Source organism: Deinococcus apachensis DSM 19763, assembly GCF_000381345.1.
Taxonomy (GTDB): Bacteria; Deinococcota; Deinococci; order Deinococcales; family Deinococcaceae; genus Deinococcus; species Deinococcus apachensis.
This window is the reverse complement of record NZ_KB906400.1, coordinates 193,831-210,833: the sequence shown is the minus strand read 5'-3', so window position 1 is coordinate 210,833 and position 17,003 is coordinate 193,831. Positions and strand designations below refer to the sequence as shown.

Annotated in this window: 20 protein-coding genes; 17 read left to right on the top strand and 3 right to left on the bottom strand. The window is 69.7% G+C overall.

All coding sequences use genetic code 11. The annotated features are described in order from the left end of the window. Positions 1–14: 14 nt before the first annotated feature. On the top strand, positions 15–1,418 hold the full coding sequence (locus tag F784_RS0107840) for a DEAD/DEAH box helicase (protein ID WP_019586172.1): 1,404 nt from the start codon (positions 15–17) through the stop codon (positions 1,416–1,418). Continuing rightward, the gene (locus tag F784_RS0107835; protein ID WP_019586171.1) at positions 1,405–2,649 is read left to right on the top strand and encodes a DUF790 family protein; all 1,245 of its coding nucleotides are present in this window, start codon (positions 1,405–1,407) and stop codon (positions 2,647–2,649) included. Before F784_RS0107840 ends, F784_RS0107835 begins: the two co-directional genes overlap by 14 nt. Before the next feature lie 232 nt (positions 2,650–2,881). Here F784_RS0107835 and F784_RS0107830 read toward each other — a convergent pair whose 3' ends face one another. After that, on the bottom strand, positions 2,882–3,766 hold the full coding sequence (locus tag F784_RS0107830) for a C39 family peptidase (RefSeq protein ID WP_019586170.1): 885 nt from the start codon (positions 3,764–3,766) through the stop codon (positions 2,882–2,884). A gap of 168 nt (positions 3,767–3,934) precedes the next feature. Here F784_RS0107830 and F784_RS0107825 point away from each other — a divergent pair, with 168 nt between their 5' ends. From F784_RS0107825 to F784_RS0107770, 12 genes are all read left to right on the top strand, one after another. Next, entirely contained in the window at positions 3,935–4,711 is a 777-nt protein-coding gene (locus F784_RS0107825) for an SDR family oxidoreductase (RefSeq protein WP_019586169.1), read from the top strand. 76 nt (positions 4,712–4,787) lie between these two features. After that, positions 4,788–5,237, top strand: coding sequence for a MaoC family dehydratase (locus F784_RS0107820; RefSeq protein WP_019586168.1), 450 nt, complete (start codon positions 4,788–4,790; stop codon positions 5,235–5,237). Continuing rightward, complete coding sequence (locus tag F784_RS0107815) at positions 5,234–5,641, top strand: nuclear transport factor 2 family protein (RefSeq protein WP_019586167.1); 408 nt, start codon at positions 5,234–5,236, stop codon at positions 5,639–5,641. The genes F784_RS0107820 and F784_RS0107815 overlap by 4 nt, the downstream gene beginning before the upstream one ends. Further along, positions 5,638–6,087 (top strand): PaaI family thioesterase, encoded by a 450-nt coding sequence (locus F784_RS0107810; RefSeq protein ID WP_019586166.1) that lies wholly within the window; start codon positions 5,638–5,640, stop codon positions 6,085–6,087. The genes F784_RS0107815 and F784_RS0107810 overlap by 4 nt, the downstream gene beginning before the upstream one ends. Continuing rightward, entirely contained in the window at positions 6,084–7,172 is a 1,089-nt protein-coding gene (locus F784_RS0107805; protein WP_019586165.1) for an SMP-30/gluconolactonase/LRE family protein, read from the top strand. Before F784_RS0107810 ends, F784_RS0107805 begins: the two co-directional genes overlap by 4 nt. Further along, positions 7,169–7,615 (top strand): PaaI family thioesterase, encoded by a 447-nt coding sequence (locus tag F784_RS0107800; protein ID WP_245557780.1) that lies wholly within the window; start codon positions 7,169–7,171, stop codon positions 7,613–7,615. Before F784_RS0107805 ends, F784_RS0107800 begins: the two co-directional genes overlap by 4 nt. Continuing rightward, entirely contained in the window at positions 7,612–7,956 is a 345-nt protein-coding gene (locus F784_RS0107795; RefSeq protein ID WP_020700646.1) for a hypothetical protein, read from the top strand. The genes F784_RS0107800 and F784_RS0107795 overlap by 4 nt, the downstream gene beginning before the upstream one ends. Next, on the top strand, positions 7,953–9,191 hold the full coding sequence (locus tag F784_RS0107790) for an acyl-CoA dehydrogenase family protein (RefSeq protein WP_019586162.1): 1,239 nt from the start codon (positions 7,953–7,955) through the stop codon (positions 9,189–9,191). Before F784_RS0107795 ends, F784_RS0107790 begins: the two co-directional genes overlap by 4 nt. A 29-nt stretch (positions 9,192–9,220) precedes the next feature. After that, entirely contained in the window at positions 9,221–9,565 is a 345-nt protein-coding gene (locus F784_RS22585) for an AbrB/MazE/SpoVT family DNA-binding domain-containing protein (RefSeq protein WP_019586161.1), read from the top strand. Continuing rightward, positions 9,562–9,972 (top strand): type II toxin-antitoxin system VapC family toxin, encoded by a 411-nt coding sequence (locus F784_RS0107780; protein WP_019586160.1) that lies wholly within the window; start codon positions 9,562–9,564, stop codon positions 9,970–9,972. The genes F784_RS22585 and F784_RS0107780 overlap by 4 nt, the downstream gene beginning before the upstream one ends. A gap of 11 nt (positions 9,973–9,983) precedes the next feature. Next, positions 9,984–10,793 carry an SDR family NAD(P)-dependent oxidoreductase gene (locus F784_RS0107775; RefSeq protein WP_019586159.1) on the top strand — a complete coding sequence of 270 codons (810 nt, stop codon included), beginning with the start codon at positions 9,984–9,986 and terminating at the stop codon, positions 10,791–10,793. Beyond that, positions 10,790–11,857: a phosphotransferase family protein gene (locus F784_RS0107770; RefSeq protein WP_019586158.1), complete on the top strand. Its 1,068-nt coding sequence runs from the start codon at positions 10,790–10,792 to the stop codon at positions 11,855–11,857. The genes F784_RS0107775 and F784_RS0107770 overlap by 4 nt, the downstream gene beginning before the upstream one ends. Positions 11,858–11,912: 55 nt before the next feature. Here F784_RS0107770 and F784_RS0107765 read toward each other — a convergent pair whose 3' ends face one another. Both F784_RS0107765 and F784_RS0107760 read right to left on the bottom strand, forming a co-directional pair. Then, a complete protein-coding gene (locus F784_RS0107765; RefSeq protein WP_019586157.1) occupies positions 11,913–13,754 on the bottom strand; it encodes a glycoside hydrolase family 2 protein in 1,842 nt (613 codons plus the stop codon). A gap of 49 nt (positions 13,755–13,803) precedes the next feature. Then, the gene (locus F784_RS0107760; protein WP_019586156.1) at positions 13,804–14,577 is read right to left on the bottom strand and encodes an alpha/beta hydrolase family protein; all 774 of its coding nucleotides are present in this window, start codon (positions 14,575–14,577) and stop codon (positions 13,804–13,806) included. 176 nt (positions 14,578–14,753) lie between these two features. Between F784_RS0107760 and F784_RS0107755 the strand changes: the two genes are divergently transcribed. From F784_RS0107755 to trxA, 3 genes are read left to right on the top strand one after another with little or no spacing between them, the layout of a single operon-like run. Further along, complete coding sequence (locus F784_RS0107755; protein WP_019586155.1) at positions 14,754–15,458, top strand: histidine phosphatase family protein; 705 nt, start codon at positions 14,754–14,756, stop codon at positions 15,456–15,458. 11 nt (positions 15,459–15,469) lie between these two features. Continuing rightward, on the top strand, positions 15,470–16,441 hold the full coding sequence (locus tag F784_RS0107750) for an alpha/beta hydrolase (protein ID WP_019586154.1): 972 nt from the start codon (positions 15,470–15,472) through the stop codon (positions 16,439–16,441). Further along, positions 16,434–16,859 carry a thioredoxin gene (trxA, locus tag F784_RS0107745; protein ID WP_019586153.1) on the top strand — a complete coding sequence of 142 codons (426 nt, stop codon included), beginning with the start codon at positions 16,434–16,436 and terminating at the stop codon, positions 16,857–16,859. Before F784_RS0107750 ends, trxA begins: the two co-directional genes overlap by 8 nt. Positions 16,860–17,003 lie beyond the last annotated feature (144 nt).

Here is a 17,003-nt window from a genome sequence, read left to right as displayed (position 1 = left end):
AGCATAGCCTTGCAATGGCTTACGCCCTACGGCTCGACCGGGGCACCCTCGTGATGTACGAGGTTCCCGAGGCTGTGGCGGGTTTCTTCGTCTGGGACGCCCGCAGCCAGTCCTGGCGTGCGCCCGGCAAGGCGTACCGGGACGTGGTGGAGCGTCTGCGGGAGGCGGGTGTTCCCGTGCGCGACGAGGCCGCGACGTTTCAGAAGCTCGAACTCGGGTATGCCCGCGAGGTCACCCCCTACCCCCACCAGCAACTCGCCCTGAATGCCTGGAAGAAGGCGGGGCGGCGCGGCGTGGTCGTCCTCCCCACCGGGGCGGGCAAGACCCTCGTCGCCCAGCTCGCCATGCGCGACACCCCCCGCAGCACCCTGATCTGCGTGCCGACCCTCGACCTGCTGCACCAGTGGTATTCCGGCCTGCTCGCGGCCTTTCCCGACGCGGGGATTGGCCTCCTCGGCGGCGGGAGCCGGGACGAGACCCCCATCCTGATCAGCACCTACGACTCCGCCGCCATCCACGCCGAGCAGTTGGCGGGGAGGTACGCCCTCCAGATCTTCGACGAGGCCCACCACCTCCCCAGTGACTTCCACCGCTCGGTGGCCGAACTCGGCCTGGCCCCCTACCGGCTGGCCCTCACCGCGACGCCCAAGCGCGGCGACGGGCGGGAGGTCCACCTCGACGACCTCGTCGGCCCCGTGGTGTACCAGTGCGCGCCGGAGGACCTGGCCGGGGACACCTTGGCGGACTACCGCGAGGTGATTATCAAGGTGCGGCTGAGCCCCGCCGAGCAGCGCCACTACGACGATCTGATCCGGCAGCGCAACGACTTTCTGCGGCGCAACAACATCCGCCTGGGTAGCCTGGAGGGGTGGCAGCAGTTCATCCTGAGCACCGGCACGCCGCAGGGCAAGGCCGCCATGCGCGCCCACCGGGAGGCCCGCAGCATGGCCTACGGCACGGAGGGCAAGCTGCGCGTCCTGGAGGAACTGCTGGCGAACCACCCCTCCGAGCGGACGCTGATCTTCACCGACGACAACGCGACGGTCTACCGGATCAGCCACGACTTCCTGATTCCCGCCATCACCCACCAGACCCCGGTGCGCGAGCGCCACACCCTGCTGGAGCGGTTCAGGAGCGGGGCCTACCGGGTCCTGGTGACCAGCCGGGTGCTCAACGAGGGGGTGGACGTGCCGGAGGCGAGCGTGGCGGTGGTCCTCTCCGGTACCGCGACGGAGCGCGAGCACATCCAGCGTCTGGGCCGGATTCTGCGGAAGGCAGAGGGCAAGAACGCCGTGCTTTATGAGGTGATCACCGAGGGCACCAGCGAGGAGCGGGTCAGCCAGCAGCGCCGCGGCCAGTGGTCGTCCGGCCAGGCCGCCTTCACCCCAACCTGGGAGGACCTGAATGCTCCCCACTGACCTGCTCATGTTCCGCGTGAAAGCGGGTCTGGTGGAGCCCCGGCGGCTCAAGGCCACGACGAACAACCTCCGGCTGGCCGAGCAGGCAATCGCCGCTTTCGAGGCGAACGTCGGCAAGCGCCGCCTGGACCTGGACGAGGACCTCAAGGCGCTGGAGGCGGGGCGGCAGGACTTCAAGGTGCTGCGCGGGATGGCGCACCTGCTGACGACCGGCGCCGCCACCTTCGAGACCGGGGGAGACGTGGAACCGGGAGTGGTGCGGGCGAAGGTCTTCGAGCTGGCCCAGGCTCACCCGCCAAGCCGGCATCGCCGGACGTTGGTGTTGGAACAGGCGGCGGCCGCCCTCTCCGGGGAAACCCGGCTGCGCGCGAAGGACGTCTCGGAGCTGCTGTACGCCGACCTGCCGGACCAGCAGCGGCTCGTCTCCTTCGACCCGCCCGAGCCGCGGGAGTTGATGGAGCGCTTCAACCTCGCGCAGGCCCAGGGAGTGCTCTACCGGGCCTACAGCCTGGTGATCACCGCCCGGCGCAACGAGCCCGCCCGTTACAAGCAGATGCTGAAGTACACGAAATTCTTCGGACTGATGGTGACCGTGGAGGGGGACGCGAACTACGGCTTCACGCTGACGATGGACGGGCCGACCTCCCTCTTCGGGGGCACGACGCGCTACGGCCTGGCGCTGGCGAAATTCCTGCCGGCCCTGCTCCACGTCACGAAGTGGGACCTGACGGCGGCCCTCAAGCCCCGCAAGGACCTCGCCTGGGTGGACCCGGGGGACGAGGAGTGGTCCTTCCAACTGACCAGCGAGGACGGCTACGTGAGCCACTACAAGCCGCCCGAGGAGCACGACAGCGCCCTGGAGGCGGGGTTCAGCGACCGCTTCGCCAAACTGGACACCCCGTGGGAGCTGGAGCGCGAGGTGGACCTCGTTCCGGTGCCCGGCGGGGTCATTATCCCCGACTTCCGGCTGGTCCACCCGGATGGCCGCAGTGTGCTGGTGGAGATCGTGGGCTACTGGCGCCCAGAGTACCTGCGAAAGAAGTTCGAGCTGCTGAGAAAATCGGGGCGCCGGGACGTGATCGTGTGCGTCTCCGAACGCCTGAACCTGGAGCGGGCGGGAGTGGACCCCAGCGACTTCGACGAGCGCCTGATCTGGTTCAAGGGGGTCCTCCCACCCAAGGACGTGCTGTCGGTGGCCGAACGGCTCCTGGGTTCGGCGACGGCTGCGTGAAGGGGAGAACCGTCCGGGCTGGACTGGCGGTGGCGCTATGTCGCGTTTCAGAAGCCTCCTGCTCGTGCCGGGCGACAGGACAGGCTTCGATCAGGGCGAGGCTCCCAGAATCTGTCCCCCTGAACGGGGCGAAGGGTCCGAAAACTTGGGGATGCTTCGTTCGCGCTCAGCAACACGACACTTTTGAGCCCCGCCCCGACTGTTCCCCATCTGGCGGAGGTGGGCCACCCTGCTACCCACCCAGAGCATCCCGGGCCAGGTTGCGAAACCTCAGCAGTTCCTTGCTCTGCGGGTCGATTCTCAGCGCAAGCTGGGTGTATTTCAGCGTCTTGTCGTGGTCGCCCGAGCGAGTCCAGGCCTCGAAGGCTTCCTGGCGGTACAGGTAATAGATGGTGGGCACGCCCAACTGGGCGGCCCGCGCGAAGTTCTCGGCAGCCGCGCTGACCAGACCCAGGCGCAGGTTCGCCTTGCCCAGTCCCCACCAGTTGTAGGGGTCGCCCGGCCTGGCCTTGACGTTGCTCTCGCCAATCCGCTTGAGGGTGCGCCAGTTCGCCGCCGCGCTGAAGTCCTCGCCCAGCGCGGCCCGGACCTCACCCTCCTTGTTCGGCGGATAGGACACCATGTATTCGCCGTTGTAGTAGTGCCACAGGTCGGTCAACTCGGCCTCGCTCAGCCACAGCCGGGCGCCGCGCAGAGGGTCGGAGGTCAGGAAGCGGCCCCGCTCGTAGCCGTACACCGTGCGGAAGTGCGCCACGTTGCTCCCGGGCTGGAGGCGCTGCTGCACCACGACGGGCAGCCCCCGGGACACGAGGTCGCGCAGCAGCTCCGGCGTGCCCGCGTACCGGATCACGCTCCGCAGCCCGAAGCGGCCCAGGTAGTCGGCGAGTTCCAGACTCGTGACCTGCGGGTCGCGCGCCGAGTCCTTGAGGGCGTTCGCGGCCCGCGCCTGGGTAACTCGCGTGCCGTAGTAACCCGCGATGGTGAGCGCCGTGACGGGACCGCAGTTGTCCGGCCCCTGATGCTCATAGGGAAGGTTTTTCAGGGTCACGCTGGCAGGAAGGGCGGAGGCGATTCCCAGGGTGGCGCAGGCAAGGAGGAGGAGCAGACGGCGCGACATTCCTCAGCTTGGTGGGTGCCGTGTTCCCGGTCACGTGCTTTCCACACAGTTTTGCTGAGCGTGAACGGCTCCCAAATATCCCTGTACGTTTAAAATTGACGCGTACGTACATTTTTCCTATGGTGGGGTGACCGTTTCCACCCGGCACAACCTAGCGGAGGCATCCCCATGGCACTCAAAGAACTCTTCGACCTGACCGGCAAAGTCGCCCTCATCACCGGGGGCTCGCGCGGCCTCGGCCTGCAAATCGCGGAGGGGCTGGGCGAGTACGGCGCGACCGTCGTCCTGACCGCCCGCAAGCAGAACGAGCTGGACGAGGCCAAAGCCCACCTGGAGGGATTGGGCATCGCCGCGCACGTCTATCAGAACGACCTCTCGCAGTTCGAGACCATCGAGCCTCTGGTCGAGCGCATCGTGGCCGAGGTCGGGCCCATTCACATCCTGGTGAACAACGCCGGGGCCACCTGGGGCGCACCCGCCGAGGAGCACCCCTTCGAGGCGTGGCTGAAGGTCATCAACCTGAACGTGAACGGGCTGTTCCTGCTCACGCAGGCGGTGGGCAAGCGCTGCATGATTCCCGCCCAGGCGGGCCGCGTGGTGAACGTCGCCTCGGTCGCCGGGCTCAAGGGCAACAGCCCGCGCATGGCCGGAACCGTGGCCTACAACACCTCCAAGGGCGCGGTCGTGAACTTCACCCGCGCGCTCGCCTCCGAGTGGGCGAAGTACGGCATCACCGTCAACTCCATCTGCCCCGGCTATTTCCCCACCAAAATGACGAAGGGCACCATCGCCTACGGGGAGGAGACCATCCTGGGCGCCACGCCCCTGGGTCGTCTGGGCGGCCCGGAAGACCTCAAGGGCCTCGCCCTGCTGCTCTCCAGCGACGCCTCGGCGTACATGACCGGGCAGAACATCGCGGTGGACGGCGGCGTGACGGCGATTTAGGAGCGGTCGGGCGATCAGCCGTCAGCAGAAGCCCAGAAACGGATGGCTGGCGGCAGATCGTTCAAAAGGAGGACCCATGCACCTTGAAGACCTCCGCGCCCGCGTGGGCCAGGAAATCGCCCTCTCCGAGTGGGTCGACGTGACGCAGGAGATGGTGAACCAGTTTGCGGACGCGACCGGCGACCACCAGTTCATTCACGTCGACCCCGAGCGGGCCGCGCAGACGCCCTTCGGCCGCCCCATCGCGCACGGCTTCCTGACGCTCTCGCTGCTGGCGGGGCACTTCATGACGGCGGGCGGCGCTCCCCAGCTCTCGGGGGCCCGCATGGTGGTGAACTATGGCCTCAACCGCGTGCGTTTCATCGCCCCGGTCCCGGTCGGCAGCCGCCTGAGAAACCGCGCCGTGCTGCTGAACGTCGAGGACGGCGCCGGATACGCCCAACTGACCGTGGGCAACACCATCGAGATCGAGGGGGCGCCGAAACCCGCCGCGACTGCCGAGACGGTGATGCGGGTGTACGTATGACGACCGCCGAGGAACCGGAACGGCTGATCCTGGACTTCGCCGCCGCGGCCGTCGCCGGGCACGCTGCCGAGTTCTTCGACCGGGTGGCCCATCCCCTCTACGTGTTCGTCGGGGCTGACGGGCGCCGCGAGCGCAGGCAGCCCCACTTGGAGGCCTGGCGCGACCTGCAGGCGGTTCGGCGGTACAGCGCGGTCACCCCAACTGACCTGACCCTCAGTGTGGTGGGCGGGAGTGCCGTCGCCACCTTTTATGAGCGCGTTCAGGGAGAACACGCGGGAAGGCCGTTCGACCGGACGTTTCTGTGGTCGGCGCATTTCGTTCAGGATGAGGGCCGCTGGCAGCTTCTGGCCGAACACGCTGCCCTCGTCCCGGGCCGAACCGTCCGGCAGGGGGAGGACCCATGACCCAGCCCAGGAGTGAAGCCCAGGCCGTCGCCTTCGCCCAGAGCGTCCTCGACTCGCAGCCCTTCAGCGTGCTCGTCGGCGCCCGGGTGGAGGAGATGTCGCCCTCGGGCGTGGTCGTGCGGGTGCCCTTCCTCCGCGACCTCACCCAGCACCACGGTTTCGCGCACGGGGGCGTGCAGGCCACGCTGGCCGACATCGCCCTCACCTTCATGGGGGCGGCGGCGCTGGGGCCGAGCGTGCTCACCTCAGAGTTCAAGATCAACTTCGTTCGGCCCGCGGTGGGCGAGGCGCTCGTCGCTCGGGGCAGCGTTATTACTACCGGAAAACGGCAGGCGGTGACCCGCTGCGACATCTTCGCCGTGCAGGAGGGAGAGGAAAAGCTGGTCGCCACGGCGCTGGGCACCATCGTGACGGCGGACGTGCCCCCGGCGGGAGGGGCCCCATGAGGCTCCGCACCCTCCTCGGCCTGACCCTCGGCGCGGGCGTGAGCTGGCTGCTGCTCGCACCCACACGGGTTCGCCCGGTGGCGTGGGAGGGACCGGGTCTCGTTCCCTCACGCACGGGCGGTCCTTATGCCGACAACGGGCGGTTGAACACCGCCGAACTGTTCGCCCCCGTGCCGGGCAAAGCCGCGCCTGAATCCGTGGCCGTGGACACCCAGGGCCGCCTCTACAGCGGCTTCGAGGGCGGGACCATCGTGCGCTTCCACCCGGACGGCACTTCTCCGGAAGTCTTCGCCGACACGGGCGGGCGGCCCCTCGGCCTGCGTTTCCACCCCGATGGCTCTCTCCTGATCGCCGATGCCCTGCGCGGCCTGCTGCGGGTGGACCCGGAGGGGGGAGAGGTGCGGGTGCTTGCCACCGGGGCCGAGGGCGTGCCCTTCCGCTTCACCGACGATCTGGACGTGGACCGGGCGGGCCGCCACGTGTACTTCACCGACGCGTCGAGCCAGTACCCCTGGCCGCACGAACTCCTCGACCTGCTGGAACACCGCGGGCACGGGCGGGTGCTGCGGCACGACCTCCAGACGGGGGAGACGACCGTGCTGGCAAGAAACCTGAACTTCCCCAACGGCGTGACCCTCGGCCCCGGTGAGGCTTACCTCCTCGTGACCGAGACGGGCACGGCGCGGGTTCACCGCCTGTGGCTGGTCGGCGAGCGGGCCGGAACGCTGGAGGTCTTCGCGGACAACCTTCCTGGCTACCCCGACAACGTTCGCTACGACGGCGCGGGCACGTTCTGGGTGGCCCTCCCCAGCCGCCGCTCGCCGCTGCTGGATGCGACGGCGCGGAGGCCCTGGCTGCGGCTGGTCATTGCCCGCCTTGCCGAACGGGTCAAACTGCCCCTTCCCGAGGAGTCCATGCTCGTCGCGCTCGACCTGAATGGCCGCCCAACGGCCTTCGCCCAGGGCACGGGTCCAGCCAGCTACGGTTACCTTACCCAGGTCCTTCCGGTCGGGGATGATCTGATCCTCAGCTCACTGCACGCGCAGACGCTCGCCCGCGTGTCCGTCTCCCAGGTGCGCCCATGACGGCCCCGGACATGACCGCCGCCCGCGAACGGCTCCGGCTCGCGGCGGAGACGAGCGGCTTCACGCGCTTCATGGGCACGCGCCTCACCCGGCTGGAGGCGGGGCTCGCGGAGATCGAGCTCGACCTGCGGCCCGACCTGACCCAGCATCACGGCGTCGCACATGGGGCGGTGCTCGGTTACCTCGCTGACACGGTGAGCGCCTGGGCCGCCTCCACCCTCGCCGGGGACGTGGTGACTTCCGAGTACAAGCTCAACCTGCTGGCCCCCGCGAGGGGCGAGGTGCTGTGGGCACGCGGGGAAGTGCTGCGCGCCGGGCGCCGTCAGGTCGTCGTCCGCGCCGAGGTGTATGCCCGCAGCGGGGGAGAGGACACCCTCGTCGCGGCGTCGCTGGCGAGCATCGCGCCCGTGGGGGGGCGCCCCTCCAGGGAGACCGGGACATGAGGCCGGGCACCGTGTACACCCTGGAGCGGGGCGGGGAGACCCTGGGCCGCCTCACCGTCACGGACAGCGAGATGTTCGCCGTCCACTGCGATTTCGAGCCGACCCCCGCCTTCGAGCCCTACCGCGCCCTTTTCGAGGAGGACGCCGCCCTGGCCGGGCGCGTCGCCGACGACGATGACCCGGCGCTGCTGGAGGAGGCCGAGGCCGTGCTGGACCGGGTGCTGGCCCTCGGGCTGGTGCTGCGCCGCGAGGGGGGCGGCGTGTACCGGGACGCCCTGATCAGCATCGAAGGAGACCGCGCTGGCTTTCGCCCCCTGAATCCCGAGGAGGAACCCCTATGACCCTGTTCGACACGTCCCCCCGCACCGCCGACCTGCGCGCCCGCCTGGCCGCCTTCATGGACGAGTACATCTACCCCAACGAGGCCGAATTTCACCGCCAGGTGAACGAGGGCAACCGCTGGGAGCACGTCCAGCTCATTGAGGACCTGAAGCCGAGCGCGCGCGAGCAGGGGCTGTGGAACCTCTTCCTGCCGCCCGCCAGCGACCCGGATGGAAAGTTCGGCGCGGGTCTGACCAACCTCGAATACGCCCCGCTGTGCGAGATCATGGGCCGGGTCTGGTGGGCCCCCGAGGTCTTCAACTGCAACGCGCCCGACACCGGCAACATGGAGGTGCTGGCCCGCTACGGCACCCCCGAGCAGCAGGAGCAGTGGCTGGTGCCCCTCCTGAATGGCGAGATTCGCTCCGCCTTCTCCATGACCGAGCCGGAGGTGGCGAGCAGCGACGCCACGAATATCCAGGCGAGCATCGTGCAGGACGGCGACGAGTACGTCATCAACGCCCGCAAGTGGTGGACGAGCGGGGCGGGCGATCCCCGCTGCGCGGTCAGCATCTTCATGGGCAAGACGGACCCGCAGGCCGAGCGGCACCTCCAGCAGTCCATGATCCTGGTGCCCATGAACACGCCCGGGGTGACCATTGACCGGATGCTGACCGTGTTCGGCTACGACGACGCCCCGCACGGCCACGCCGAGATGACCTTCGAGAATGTGCGCGTGCCCGCCTCCAATATCCTGCTGGGCGAGGGCCGTGGCTTCGAGATCGCGCAGGGCCGCCTGGGGCCGGGCCGTATACATCACTGCATGCGCCTGATCGGGCAGGCCGAGCGGGCGCTGGAACTGATGGTGGAGCGGGCCGCCAACCGCGTCGCCTTCGGCAAGCCACTCGCGGCGCACCAGCATGTCCGCGAAGCCATCGCCCACAGCCGGATGGAGATCGACCAGGCCCGGCTGCTGACCCTCCAGGCCGCGCACATGATGGACACGGTGGGGAACAAGGCGGCGCGCGGGCAGATCGCGGCGATCAAGGTGGTCGCGCCAAACGTCGCCCTGCGCGTGATCGACCGCGCCATCCAGACCTTCGGGGGCGCGGGCGTCAGCCAGGACACGCCACTGGCGAACATGTACGCCCAGGCGCGCACCCTGCGCCTCGCCGACGGCCCCGACATCGTTCATACCGAGACGGTGGCGAAGGAGGAACTGCGGCGGCAGGGCGTGGATCTGCGGCGGCGGTGATACGCTGCTGGTAAGGAGACGGGTAAGGAATGACCACGAAGCCAGCGGAGGACGAGGTCTATTACGCGACGGTGACCAGTAAGGGCCAGATCACCCTGCCCAAGGATTTGCGTGAGGCCCTTCATCTGGAGGCGGGCAGCCGGGTGAAGTTCGTCAGGAGTGGCGAGACGGTGACGGTCGTTCCTGCCACCCGTCGTCGCCGTGATTTTCGAGAAGCGATAGGAACCCTGACCCTCCCGCAGGGCATGACGGTGGACGAGTACATCAGCGACATGCGGCATGATCCGGGTGACCGGGAAATCCTGCAAAGTGGGCCGGGCGTGGGAAAGATCACTTATGTCGAGGACCTCTTGCGGGAGCGCCAGAAAGAGTGAATTTTCCGCCGCAACTTTGCCTGGACACCAACGTCTTGCTGACCCTGCTGGTGCGGGAATCGAAGGCCGAGGCTGTCTCGGAGTTTTTGAACGAGGCTCAGGGACTGCTGGTGTGTGGTCCGGTCGTGGCGGAACTCAGGCCCTCCCAGCCCGACCCTGAGGATTGGCTGCGTGAGTACGGCATCGAGGTGGACTGGGTGATGGGGCGCGCTGTCTGGCAGCGTGTGGGGGAAGCTCACGCGGGGTACGTCGCCCACCGCCGCGCCTCCGGGGGTGGGCTCTCCAGGCGCATTTTGACCGACTACCTCATCGCTGCCCACGCAGAGGTCAGCGGTCTGCCCCTCTTCACATTAAATCCGGCGGACTACACCTCATTTCCCGGTTTGGAAGTATTAACGCTCAAGTAAGGAGCCCTGGAATGGACTTTCAAAACAAAATCATCGTCGTCACCGGCGCCGCCTCCGGCATCGGCCTCGCCCTCGCCACGCGCTTTGCTCAGGAGGGCGCGACCGTGATCGCCTCCGACCGCAATGAGGACATGGGCGCGCAGAAGGCCGCCGAGATCGGGGCGCGGTTCGTCCCGGCGGACGTCTCGCGCGAGGAGGGTGTTTCTGCCCTGATCGCGGACGTGCTGGGGCGGGAGGGCCGCATCGACCTCTTCTGCTCGAATGCGGGAATCGCCATCGGCGCGGGGCCGGAGACGCCCGACAAGGACTGGGACCTCATCCACCGGATCAACGTGATGAGCCACGTCTGGGCCGCCCGGCACCTCCTCCCGCACTACCTGGAGCGGGGCGAGGGGTATTTCCTGAACACGGCGTCGGCGGCGGGGCTGCTGACCGAGCTGCATTCCGCACCCTATGCGGTCACAAAGCACGGGGCGCTCGCCTTCGCCGAATGGCTGGCGATCACTTACGCTGACCGGGGGGTCAAGGTCAGTTGCCTCTGCCCCGAGGGCGTGTGGACGCCCATGATCCAGAACGCGCCCATCCTCCAGCAGACGGCGATCACGACCGACGAGCTGGTGGAGAAGACGCTGGAGGTGCTGCGGCGGGACGGTTTTCTCATCACCACGCACCCCACCACCCTCCAGTCCTTCCAGAACAAGGCGAACGATTACGACGGCTGGATCGGGAAGATGCGGCGCCTGCGCCAGAAGGCGATGGCGCTCCTGGCGGGTGGGCAGGCGTTCCAGGGGGACGCGCCCCGCACCGAGGGTCACCCGTGAATCGTCCCGACACCGCGCCTGTCCGTCCCGGCGAGGAACTGCCGCTGGACGCCTTGAGGGAGGCGCTGCGCGGGCGGGTGGAAGGCGACGCGGACCGACTCGCCGTCGAGCAGTTCCCCGGCGGTTTTTCCAACCTGACCTACCTCGTACGGCTGGGGGATCAGGAGTACGTCCTGCGCCGCGCGCCCCTCGGTCCGGTGGCGGCGAAGGCGCACGACATGCCCCGCGAGTACCGGCTGCTGGAACGGGTGCATCCGGTGCTGCCCGTCGCGCCCCGGCCCCTCCTGCTCGTCGAGGACGCGGACGTGATCGGCGCCCCCTTCTACCTGATGGAGCGGCGGCGCGGCACGGTGGTCCGCACCAAACTGCCGCCCGAGTACGCCGCGCTGCCCGACGCTCCCCGGCAGCTCTCGGAGGCGCTGGTGGATACCCTGGCCGACCTCCATGCCGTCGATATCGATGCGGCGGGGTTACGTGACCTCGGCAAGCCCGAGGGCTTCAACACCCGCCAGGTCGAGGGCTGGGCGTCCCGCTGGCGCCGCGCCCGCACGGATGACCTGCCCCCGCCCGAGGACCTGCACGACGAGGACGTGATCGCCTGGCTGCTGGCGCACACGCCCGCCGAATCGGTCCACACCCTCGTCCACAACGACTTCAAGCTCGACAACCTGATGCTCGACCCCGCCAACCCCTCGCGCGTGGTGGCCCTGCTCGACTGGGAGATGACCACCGTGGGCGACCCCCTGGTGGACCTGGGCCTCACCCTGACCTACTGGACGATGCCGGAGCAGCCCGGAGGCGCGTCCAACCGGGTGGGGGCGAACGCCCCGGGCTTCCTGAGCCGCGAGGAATTCCTGGCGCGGTATGCCGAGCGTAGCGGTCGTGACGTGAGGGGCGTGGCGTGGTACGAGGTGCTGGGGCACTTCAAACTCGCCGTGATCGTCGGGCAGATTTACGCCCGCTACCGCGCCGGGCAGACGAGGGACCCCCGCTTCGCGCCGCTGGGAGAGCAGGCGCAGTGGCTCATCGGGGAGGCGTGGCGGCGAATCGGCGAGGCGGGCTAGGCCTGCATCCCTGGACCCGTCCTCTTCCAAGAATGCGGGTCCAGGGGATGGGGCCCTACCGCGGCACCTCGTCGTCCCGGCTCTCGGCGGCGAGGTGCGTCTCGATCAGGAATTCGGCGGGCATGGAGCGGGGGTAGCCGCTGTTGATCGCGCGCAGCCGGGCGGGGTTCATCTTCGGGCGGCGGTCGGCGTGCAGCAGGCCGTTGCTCTCCTGCTCGGTGTCGGTGAGCTGGGTGTAGCAGAAGCCCGCGACGCCCTCGCAGTCCAGCACCGCGCCCACGAGTTCGGCGTACTTGGTCAGGAAGGCCTCCTCGTCCTGAACGGTGCCGTACCCCCACCAGCGTTCGCCCTGCGACGGCGCGAAGCTGATGCCGCCGAACTCGGTGAGCATGACGGGCTCCCCGGCCCGCACCCGCGCTGCGGGCAGCAGAGGGTAGTGGCCGGGCTGGACAGCGGTGAGGGTGCGCTCCACCGCCTCGCGGGTGCCGTAGCGCTCCAGCAGCGCCCTGCCCTCCGGCGTGTAGTCGTGGATGCCCAGGATGTCCCCCGCCACGAGCTGCCACCCGTCGTTGCCGATGGCGGGCCGGGAGGGGTCGAGGGCCTTGGTGAGGTGGTACATGGCCTTCACGTAGTCGCGTTGTGCCGGGTCGCGCTCCAAGTTGGGCACACCCCACGACTCGTTCAGCGGCACCCACGTCACGATGCAGGGGTGGTTGTGGTCGCGGCGCAGCACCTCCAGCCACTCGCGTGTGAGCCGTTCCTGCGCGTCCGGCGTGAAGGTGTAGGCGTTCGCCGCCTCGCCCCACACGAGGACCCCGAGAACATCGCACCAGTACAGGAAGCGCGGGTCCTCGACCTTCTGGTGAATCCGCACCCCGTTGAAGCCGAGTTCCTTGACGAGTTCGACCTCGCGGCGCAGGGCGTCGGCGCTGGGCGCGGCGAGGTGGCTTTCCGGCCAATAGTTCTGCGCCAGCACGAGCTTGGGGTAGAAGGGCGAGTGGTTGAGCAGGAAGTGCCCGTCGCGGATCAGGGCGCTGCGGAGCCCGGTGTACGAGCGCACGTCGTCCAGGACCTCCTCGCCGCGCAGGAGGGTGACTTCGACATCCACCAGGTTGGGGTGGCGCGGGGACCACAGAATCTCCCGGTGGTCGCGCACCAGCCGCCCCTGATCGAGGGCCACGGAGCGGCTCACCTCCGCCCCGTTCAGCTCGTAGAGGTCCGAGGCAAGCCGCTCGCCCCTCAGAAGGAGGCGCACCCGCACGGTCAGCTCCTCGCGTGGCGGTTCGTTGAGGGAAACCTGAACCTCCAGCGCCGAGCGGTCGAGGTCGGGGGTCAGCCGCAGCGACCGGATGTACGTCTCCGGCACCCGCTCCAGCCACACGGGCTGCCAGATGCCCGTGGTGCGGTGGTACCAGATCGCGTGCGGCCCGGGCTTCCAGCCCTGCTTGCCGCGCGGCTGCGCGAGGTCGCGGGGATCGTCCTCGGCGCGGACAGTGACGATCTGCTCCTCACCCTCGGCCAGGACGGAGGTGAGGTCGGCCGTAAAAGGAGTGTGCCCGCCCTCGTGCCGCGCGACGAGCTGGCCGTTCACCCAGACCTGCGCGCGGTAGTCCACCGCCCCGAAGTGGAGCAGGAGCCTCCCGGCCCGGTCCTCCGGTGTGACCGTGAAGGTGCGGCGATACCACACGGTGGGGTGGTAGGCAGGGTCGCCAATCCCGCTCGCGGCCGACTCGGGCGGAAAGGGCACGGTGATCTCGCGGTCAAAGGGCTCGGCGCGGGAGAACCAGCGTTCCTCCGCGCCGCGGTTCTCGTCGTCATAGGCGAACTGCCAGGTGCCGCACAGGTCGGTCCAGGACGTGCGGGTGAGTTGCGGGCGGGGGTGCAGGGGTTGGGTCATGGGCCTCCTCCGGGAGGCTCACTCTAGAGCGGTGGCCGGTGTCCCGCCCTCATCCCACCTGGCCGGACGCCCCCACACCCAGGTGGCGGGTCAGCCAGTCCGCCGCGTCCTCGATGGCGGCGGTGGGCAGGCTGTGCCCGGCGTTCCACCAGCGCAGCTCCTTGGGCTCGCGCGCGGCGGCGTAGAGCCGCTCGGCCTGGTCGGGCCGGATCACCGGGTCGTGGCGGCCATGCACCATCAGCAGCGGACGGCCGCCGAGTTGCCGCACCGCCCGGATGGGGTCCAGGGCGGTGCGGGCAAGGGTGGTCAGCGGCGTGCCGAGCGGCAGGTCACCCCCCGCGGCGAGCACGAGCGCGCCCACCTCACGGTGGCGCGCGGCGAGGGCCGTCGCCAGGAAGGACCCCAGCGAGTACCCCACCACGGCCACCCGCCCGGGGTCCACGGCGGGGTGGGTCCGCAGGAACTCCACCGCGACTCCCGCCTCCCGCAGCGCGAGGCGCCACAGCCGGGCGGCCTCCAGCGGATTTCGCAGCGAGTCCAGACCCAGCGGGTGGCCGCGCGAGCCGTGCAGGGGCAGGTCGGGGGCGAGGGACGCGACGCCCCGCCGCAGCAGCACCCGCCCCACCGAGTCCGTCATCACCTCCCCGCGCGAGGTCAGGCCGTGCAGGAGCAGCGCGGCGGGCACCCGCACGCCCGGCTCCACCTCCGGCAGCAGGAGGACAGCGGGCACGGGATCCCCCTCCACCCGCCACTCCAGGCGCACACGGGTGCCGCCAGGAATGGCCTGCTCGGCGTGGATGACGGGAGGGGAGACCGGCGGCATTCGGGCAGGGTAGGGCCGCCCGGCCTCCCCGTTCGTGACGGCATCGCCGAACGGTGCGTGAGGAGAGGCTACAGCCCATTTTTCTTCCGGGCGCCGTCCCGGTACGGTACCCTTGTCGGCGTGCCACACCGCCGAACCCAATTCCGGAGAGCCCGGCGCCGCTCTTTCCTGTCCCCATGAGCACCCTCATCCTCGTCCGTCATGGGCAGGCCACCCCCTTCGAGGCCGACACCGACCGCCTCTCGGCACTCGGTGAGGCGCAGGCGCGGGCGGTGGGGGCGTATCTGGCGGAGATTGGGCTGGAGCCGACGGACGTGATCTCGGGTTCCCTCGTCCGGCAACGCGAGAGCGCCCGTCTGGCCTGCGAGGCGGCGGGAGGCGGCTGGCCCGACCCCGTCACCGACCCCCGCCTCGCCGAGTACGACGGGGACGGCCTGACGCGGACCCTCGCGCCGCTGCTCGCCGCCCGCGACCCGAACTTCGACGCCCTCGTCCGTGCCTACGAGCGGGAGCGGCACGGCCCGGAGCGCAACCGGCACCTCCAGCGGATGCTCGAACCCCTGGCCGCCGCCTACCTGCGGGGCGAGGTGACGCACGCCGACGTGGAGGCGTGGGCCGATTTCCGTGCTCGCGTCCACGCCTTCCTGAAGGAACTGCTCGCCGAACCCTCGGGGCGCACCGTCCTGGCCTTTTCCTCGGGCGGCGTGATCGGCGTAACGGTCGCCGCCGTGCTGCGCGCCCCCGACGAGAGCGCCCTGACCCTCAACTGGCGTGTCCGCAACGGCAGCCTCACCCGGCTGACCTACGGCGGGGGCCGCTCAAGCCTCGACTCCTTCAACGAGACCGCCCACCTCACCGAAGAACTCTCGTCCTGGCGTTAAAGGAGACCCTCATGGCCCTCGATCCCCACCTGAAAGAAGTCCTGCTCCAGATGGCTGCCGCCCCCCAGCCGGGCAGCCTGGAGGAGATGCGCGCCGCCGTGATCGCCAATTCCGCCCGCAGCCCGAAGCGGTCGGTCAGCATCGCGGGAACGCGCGACCTGACGATCCCCGGCCCCGCCTCCGAGTTGCCCGCCCGGCTCTACACGGCGCAGGGTGAGGGGCCACACCCGCTGACCGTCTACTTTCACGGCGGCGGCTTCGTCGCTTACTCCATCGAGACGCACGACAGCGTGTGCCGCGAGCTGTGCGCGGGGGCGAACAGTGCCGTCCTGAGCGTGGAGTACCGCCTCGCGCCCGAGCACCGCTTTCCCGCGGGGGTGGAGGACGCTTACGCCGCCCTGCTCTGGGCCGCCGCGCACGGGGAGGAGCTGGGTGCCGACCCCTCCCGCCTCGCGGTCGCCGGGGACAGCGCCGGGGCGAGCCTCGCCATCGCCTGCACCCTGCGCGCCCGCGACGAGGGCGGCCCCCGCATCCGCGCCCAACTGCTGATCTACCCCGCCGCCGACTTCGTGAACACCGAGCGCTACCCCAGCCGCCGCGAGAACGGCGAGGGGTTCTTCCTGACCGAGGAGCGGATGCGCTTCTTCGCCCAGATGTACCTCGCCGACCCCGCGCACGGCGTTCACCCGCACGTCTCGCCGCTGCACGCCGCCCAGCTTCACGACCTGCCCCCCGCCCTGGTCATGACCGCCGAATTCGACCCCCTGCGCGACGAGGGGGCGGCCTACGCCGAAGCGTTGCAGGCAGCGGGTGTGCGCGCTGGCCACCTCCCCGGCCCCGGCATGATCCACGGCTTCGCCAACATGACGGCCTTCTCGCCCGCCGCCGCCGGGCTGCTCGACCGGGCGGCAACGTGGCTGGGGGCGGAGCTGAGCGGGGCGGGTGAGACGGGAAAGACGAGGCAGGAGAGCGCCCATGAGTGACGTGGCTGTCTGTGTGAACTGCGGGGCGAAGAACCGCCTGGGCGCCCCTCCCGCCGGGCAGGTGCCGGTCTGCGGGCGCTGCGGTCACGCCCTTCCGTGGCTGCTCAGCGCCTCGGACGCGACGTTTAACGCCGAGGTCACGGCCTCCGTCCCGGTGCTCGTGGACTTCTGGGCGGACTGGTGCGGCCCCTGCCGCGTGGTCGCGCCCGTGCTGGAAGACCTCGCGCGCGAGCACGCCGGGAAACTCAAGGTGGTCAAGCTGGACGTGGACCGCAACCCGGACGCGCCTGGGCGGTACGGGGTCCGCAGCATCCCCACCCTGATCCTCTTCGAGAAGGGCCGCCCGGCCGAGACGTGGGTGGGCGCGCTGCCCAGGGGGACGCTGGACGCCCAGCTGGCGCCGTACCTGCGGACGTAGCTGGGCGATGAGGCCGGGCGGGCGACCCCTCAGTGGGCTTCGCTGACGGCTCCCCTGAGAGGTGAGCCCGAGGTGGTGGCCCGCAGGGCCGGACTCGCAGAGCTGCGGAGCAGAGGGGTTTTGGTGGTGTCCACCTTGCAACCC